This is a genomic window from Mesorhizobium sp. M1322, from assembly GCF_040318085.1.
Classification (GTDB): domain Bacteria; phylum Pseudomonadota; class Alphaproteobacteria; order Rhizobiales; family Rhizobiaceae; genus Mesorhizobium.
In genome coordinates this window covers 1-6,528 of the sequence record NZ_JAMYLP010000157.1, presented here as the reverse complement: position 1 = coordinate 6,528, position 6,528 = coordinate 1, and the positions used below count along the sequence as shown (strand labels likewise).

Below are 6,528 nucleotides of genomic sequence, written 5' to 3'. Positions count from 1 at the left end.
CGCCCCCTCCTCCCCCGCCCCCCGCGCGCCCGCCCGCCCCCGCGGGCGCGCCGCCGCGGCGCCGCCGCCGCCCCCCCCCCGCGCCCCCCCCCCCCCCCCCCCGCGCCGGACCCCCACCCGGACCTTCGGTCCGACCTCCCCACACGGGGGAGGTAGGGGCCTGGCAGCGCCGACATCAATCTCCAATCTTCTGCATCTGCCGCTTTTCATCATAGGCCCGGCGCGCCGCATTCACTTGCGGCCGTGCCGAGAATTCAGGCACGGCAACATCCCACCAGCTTCCACCGGCTTCGGTCGAAACCAGCGGATCGGTGTCGATGACCAGCACGGTGGTCCTGGTATTCTTCTTCGCTTGCGCCAGCGCCGTTTCCAACCCGGCGATCGACGAAACTTTCTCGGCAATAGCGCCGAGGCTTGCCGCATGAGCCGCGAACTCGATGTCCGGCAGAACCTCGTGGCGTGCGTCCTTCAGCAGATTGTTGAAGTTGGCGCCGCCGGTCGCCATCTGCAGCCGGTTGATGCAGCCATAGCCTCTGTTATCGAGCAGCACGATGGTCAGCTTGAGGCCGAGCATGACCGAGGTCGCGATCTCGGAATTGAGCATCAGATAGGAACCGTCGCCGATCATGACGACGACCTCCTCGTCGGGCTTCGCCATCTTGACGCCGAGCCCGCCTGCGATCTCGTAGCCCATGGTCGAGAAGCCGTATTCGGCGTGGTAGGAGCCGGGCGCCCCCGCCTGCCAGAGCTTGTGCAATTCGCCGGGCAGGCCGCCGGCGGCATGAAGCAATATCACGCCGGAGCCCATGGCGCGCTGCACGGCGCCAATCACTTGCGCGTCGGACGGATAGGCGGCATTGGTCGACGCCGTCACCTTGCCGGCATCGGCCTGCCAGTCCCTCTTGCCCTTGGCCGCATTGTCGGTCCAGGCAGCCGGCGCCGCCCAGCCGCTCAGCGCCGCGCCGAGCTCGGCGAGCCCTTCCGCCGCGTCTGCGACCAGCGGCAGCGCCTGGTGTTTTCCCGCATCGAAAGGCTGGACGTTCAGCCCGATGATGGTCTTGCCGGAATTCTTGAACAGCGCCCACGAGCCGGTGGTGAAATCCTGCAGCCTGGTGCCGACCGCAAGCACGACGTCGGCTTCTTCAGCCAGCCGGTTGGCCGCCGAAGTGCCGGTGACGCCGACCGCCGCCATGTTGAGCGGATGATCGTCCGGCAGCGAGGATTTACCGCCCTGCGTCTCACAGACCGGGATGCCGGCGCCTTGCACCAGCTTCGCCAATTCGCCGGAAGCCTGCGAATAAAGTACGCCGCCGCCGGCAATCACCAATGGCTTCTGCGCGCCCTTCAGGGCTGCCACCGCGGCCGCCAGCTCCTTGCGGTCCGGACGCGGCCGGCGCTGGGTCCAGACCCGTTCGGCAAAGAAGCTCTCGGGGTAATCATAGGCCTCGGCCTGCACGTCCTGGCAGAGCGCCAAGGTCACCGGTCCGCATTCGGCCGGATCGGTAAGCACCTGCATGGCGCGATTGAGCGCCGGGATGATCTGCTCGGGCCGGGTGATGCGGTCGAAATAGCGCGACACCGGTCGGAAGCAGTCATTGACGGTCGCCGTACCGTCGGAGAAATCCTCTGCCTGCTGCAGGACAGGGTCGGGGATGCGGTTGGCGAAGACGTCGCCGGGCAGAAACAGGACAGGCAACCTGTTTACATGGGCAAGTGCCGCCGCCGTCACCATGTTGAGCGCTCCGGGGCCGATCGAACTGGTCGCCGCCATGAAGCGGCGACGGAAATTGGCCTTGGCATAGGCGATCGCCGCATGCGCCATCGCCTGCTCGTTATGGGCGCGGAAGGTCGGCAATTCGTCGCGCACCTGATAAAGCGCCTCGCCGATGCCGGCGACATTGCCATGGCCAAAGATCGCCCAGACGCCGCCGAAGATCGGCATTTTCTTGCCGTCGATCTCGGTCATCTGGCGAGCAAGAAACCGCGTCAGCGCCTGCGCCATCGTCAGGCGGATTGTCTTGGTCATGGTGTTTTCCTCCGCAGTCCTTATGCCGCGCCTTCTTATGCTGCTTTGCGGCCGCGCGCGGCAAGCCATGCCTCGGTCAGCCTCTCGAAGCGCGACGCCATGTCAGCCACCGCCTCTTCGTCTGACATCTTGCCCGCAAGCCATTGTTCGGCTGCGTTGATGAAGATGGTGCGGCCGACGGCGAAGCCCTTGACGATCGACGCGTTGGCGGTGGCGGCAAAGGCAGCTTCCAGTTCGTCCTGCGGCGCTTCCAGGCCGAGCAGCACAACCCCGCGGCACCATGGATCGTTCTTCAGGATCACCGCTTCGATCTTTGCCCAAGCCCCGGCTGAAGCCTGCGGTTCGAGCTTCCACCAGTCGGGCTTGATACCAAGCGCGTAGAGTTCCTCGAGTGCGCGCGGGATCGTCGTGTCATCGAGCTTGCCGTGCTTGCCGGCGATGATCTCGATGAGAAGTTCTCTGCCCACTTTCCGCGCGGCCTCGAACAGGCTTTTGAGCTTCTGCTGCTGCTCGGTCTTTAGCGCCTCGGGGTCGTCCGGGTGATAGAAGCACAGGCATTTGATGCAATGGTCGACCGGCCACTCGATCAATTGCGAGCCGATATCCTGTGAGAATTCGAAACGAAGCGGCCGCGAGCCCGGCAGTTCGACCGGCCGGCCGAGCCAGGCGAAGGAATGGCGGGCGAATTCGAACATCGCCTCGCGGCCGTATTTTTCGTCGAGCAACATGCCGTAACCGGCACGGCCGGCGGCAACCTTCGCCGCCGCCTTGACCGTCAGCACCTTGAAATCATGGATGCGCGACGGATCGGCGCCGGCTTTCGCGGCGACATCGTCGAGCTGGATACGATGGTCGCAGGCCAGCGCCATCAACGAGGGAATATCGCGGCGGCGCGTCGTCGCCCAATGGATATGGTTGATCGCCTCGTCCTTGCGCAGCGCCAGATGCTTGCTGCCGTTCTTCAGGAAGAATTGCAATTCCTCGAAGGTCGGGTATTCCGGCGCGCAGAGCAGCCGCGACACGGCGAAGGCGCCGCAGGCATTGGCCCAGGTCGCCGCCGTCTCAAGGCTTTCGCCGCCGAGCCAGCCGCGCAGGAAGCCCGACATGAAGGCATCGCCGGCGCCGAGCACATTGTAGACCTCGATCGGAAAACCCTTGCCGACAATGCCGTCCTCGAGATCATCGCTGATCGGCCCATCATAGACGATGCAGCCCATGGCGCCGCGCTTCAAGACGATGGTGGCCGCCGACAGCGAGCGGATCGTCTTGAGCGCGCTCAGGCAATCGTCGGCGCCGGAGGCGATCATGATCTCTTCTTCGGTGCCGACGATGAGGTCACAGTCGGGCAGCACCGTCTTCAGCTGGGCGGAGACCCGGTCGGATTTCACGTAGCGTTCGAACCCTTCGGCATGGCCGGCAAGGCCCCAGAGATTGGGGCGATAGTCGATGTCGAACACCACCTTGCCACCCTTGGCCTTAATGACGCGGATCGCCTTGCGCTGGGCGGCATCGCTGTTGGGCCGCGAAAAATGCGTACCGGTAACGACGATGGCACGCGCCGAGGCGATGAACGTCTCGTCGATATCGTCTTCAGAAAGCGCCATATCGGCGCAGTCGGTGCGATAAAAGATCATCGGCGAGACCCCTTCGTCCTCGACCGACAGCAGCACCAGCGCCGTCAGCCGGTCGGGGTCGGTCTTGAGACCGGCCACGGAAACGCCCTCGCGCGTCAGCTGCTCGCGGATGAAGCGGCCCATCTGCTCGTCGCCGACGCGGGTGAGCAGCGCCGAGCGCAGGCCGAGCCTGGCTGTGCCGACAGAAATGTTGGCCGGACAGCCGCCGACCGACTTGGCAAAGGAGATGATGTCCTCCAGGCGCGAGCCGATCTGCTGGCCATAGAGATCGACCGAGGCGCGGCCAATGGTGATGACGTCGAGCGGCGCATGTTTCGCGTCCACGGCTTCGCCCATTTGAACCTCCCATCAGCCTTGTTGTCTTGGGGTACACGCGCGAGCGGCAGCGTGGCGCCGGTAATATGAAATAATAATTCCAATCCATAGTCAATATGGAACGCCCGTTCCTTTGCTGAAAAGTGCTAGACCATGATCCCGAAAAGTGGCGTCCGGTTTTCGGAAAAGATCATGGTCAAACAAGAGAAAAGCTATCTAGGTCTTGCGTTTTGCGGCCGGCATCGCGCCGCTTCTCGCCAACCGCAACGGTCAGCGCCATGGCCAGCGCCATCGTCGCCGACAGCGAGCGGAAGCCGGCGAAATCCGCCTCGGCGACCTCGAACCAGACCTTGGCGAACTGGGCGAGCGGCGAGAATGAGCTGTCGGTGATCGCCACGATCGGCACGCCTTGCTCCGAGATGACGCGCGCCTCCTCGATGGCCGCCGGGGCATAGGGTGAGAAACTGATGGCGATGACGGCATCCCTGGGCGAGGCAAAGCTGATCATCTCGGCGTTGAGGCCGGCGGCCGATTCGATCAGCTGGTTGCGGATCTTGAGCTTGCCCAGCGCATAGGCGATGTAGGAGGCGACTGAATACGAGCGACGCTTGGCCAGCACATAGATGGTCTCCGCCTCCGCCAGCAAGGCGATCGCATCTTCGAAATGGTCTTCGTTCAACCTGCCTGAAATATCGTTGAGCGAGGTGCTGGCCGCGGCGACGAAGCCGTCGAAAATCGCCCGGTGACCGGCGCCTTCCTCGGCCTTGGCGCGCAAGGCCGCCAACCTTTCGTCATAGGACGAATTGCGCTCACGCAGGCGCTCCCGAAATACCAGCTGCAGGCTGGTGAAGCCGTCGAAGCCGAGCTGCTGGGCGAAGCGGATCAAGGTCGAAGGCTGAACGCCGGCGGAGGCGGCGATGCTGGCGGCGGTGCCGAAGGCAATATCGTCGGGATTGTCGAGCGCATAGGCAGCGATCTGCGCGATACGCTTGGGCAGGCTATGGCGCCGTTCCAGGATCGTCGTACGCAGCGTCTCGAAATCGCGGGGCACCCGTTCGTCCATCGTCGCTCCGCCCAGGCTCATCAGTCGATGCCGTGTGTGCCCCATCATAGCGAGCCTGTGCAAGAAGGCCATAAAAAATGAGGCATGCGTTCCATTCCTCGATAAAATGGACTAATTCATCCACGCAAAACTTGCTGACAGCGGAGACAAGGGAAATGGTCGGAGTCGGTCTTATCGGCACAGGCTTCATGGGCAAGTGTCACGCCATCGCCTGGAACGCGGTCGGCACCGTCTTTCCGGACGTGGCCAAGCCAAGGCTGGTCCATCTCGGCGAGGTCGATGAGGACCTTGCCAAACGCCGTGCCACCGAATTCGGCTTCGCCAAGGGCTCCGGCGACTGGCGCGCCGTCGTCGATGATCCGGATGTCGATATCGTCTCGCTGACCACGCCGAACCAGTTCCACCCGGAGATGGCTATCGCCATCCTCGAAGCCGGCAAGCATCTGTGGTGCGAAAAACCGATGGCCCCGAGCTTTGCCGAGGCGCAAGCGATGGCAGTGGCGGCCCAAAAGTCCGGCAAGCTGGTTGCTCTCGGCTACAATTACATCCAGAATCCCGCGATCCGCCATATCGGTGCGCTGCTTGACGAGAAGATCATCGGCGAGGTCAACCATCTGCGCATCGAGATGGACGAGGATTTCATGGCCGACCCGGAGGCGCAGTTCTTCTGGAAGCACGAGGCGGCGTCCGGTTACGGCGCGCTCGACGATTTCGCCGTGCATCCGCTGTCGCTGGTCGCCGTGCTGTTCGGCCGCGTCGCCCGCGTCATGTGCGATATGGCAAAACCCTATGCCGATCGTCGCGTCGCGTCGGGCGGGCGCCGCGCGGTCGAGACCTACGACATCGCCAGCGTGCTGATGCATCTCGAAAACGGCATTGCCGGCACGCTGCTGGTCAATCGTTCGGCCTGGGGCCGCAAGGGCCGCATCGCCATCCAGATCTTCGGCTCGAAGGGCTCGATCCTGTACGATCAGGAGCGGATGAACGAGTTCCAGCTCTATCTCACCGCCGACCGGCCGACCGAGCAAGGCTATCGCACCATCCTGATGGCGCCGCATCACAAGCCCTACGACGCCTTCCTGCCGGCACCCGGCCACGGTCTCGGCTTCAACGACCTCAAGATCATCGAATGCCGGGAACTTTTGACGCGGCTGGCCGGCAAGCCGGCGCGGATCATCGATTTCGACGAAGGACTTGAGATCGAGCGCACCGTGCATGCCATGGCGCGCTCGTTCGAAGAAAAGCGCTGGGTGGATGTGCGGTAGCGGCCGTATATCCGCCGATCCGAGCCTCCACGCCATCCAGGGGGCAACGCATATGACGCGGCGCCCACTGATAACCCCCGATGTTGGCGAGGCCAGTTCGATGTTGGCGCCGCCCCTCATCCGCCTGCCGGTGTCCAGTTGATAGATGGGTAACACTTTGAACCGGATACATGGGTTACAGTTTTCCCCCTGTAGTGTCCGCTGCAGCGCCAAGCGGTTTGGTTG

At 63.7% G+C, this 6,528-nt stretch carries 4 protein-coding genes; 1 reads left to right on the top strand and 3 read right to left on the bottom strand.

Features of this window, described 5'->3' with window-relative positions:
• Nucleotides 1-175 precede the first annotated feature (175 nt).
• From iolD to NKH12_RS29460, 3 genes are all read right to left on the bottom strand, one after another.
• Complete coding sequence (gene iolD / locus NKH12_RS29470) at nucleotides 176-2,026, bottom strand: 3D-(3,5/4)-trihydroxycyclohexane-1,2-dione acylhydrolase (decyclizing) (RefSeq protein WP_352956345.1); 1,851 nt, start codon at nucleotides 2,024-2,026, stop codon at nucleotides 176-178.
• A 35-nt stretch (nucleotides 2,027-2,061) separates the two neighbouring features.
• Nucleotides 2,062-3,996: a bifunctional 5-dehydro-2-deoxygluconokinase/5-dehydro-2-deoxyphosphogluconate aldolase gene (locus NKH12_RS29465; protein WP_352956344.1), complete on the bottom strand. Its 1,935-nt coding sequence runs from the start codon at nucleotides 3,994-3,996 to the stop codon at nucleotides 2,062-2,064.
• Nucleotides 3,997-4,171: 175 nt separating this feature from the next.
• Nucleotides 4,172-5,038, bottom strand: a complete 867-nt coding sequence (locus NKH12_RS29460) for a MurR/RpiR family transcriptional regulator (RefSeq protein ID WP_352956343.1) — start codon at nucleotides 5,036-5,038, stop codon at nucleotides 4,172-4,174.
• A gap of 155 nt (nucleotides 5,039-5,193) precedes the next feature.
• Here NKH12_RS29460 and NKH12_RS29455 point away from each other — a divergent pair, with 155 nt between their 5' ends.
• The gene (locus tag NKH12_RS29455; protein WP_352956342.1) at nucleotides 5,194-6,303 is read left to right on the top strand and encodes a Gfo/Idh/MocA family protein; all 1,110 of its coding nucleotides are present in this window, start codon (nucleotides 5,194-5,196) and stop codon (nucleotides 6,301-6,303) included.
• Nucleotides 6,304-6,528 lie beyond the last annotated feature (225 nt).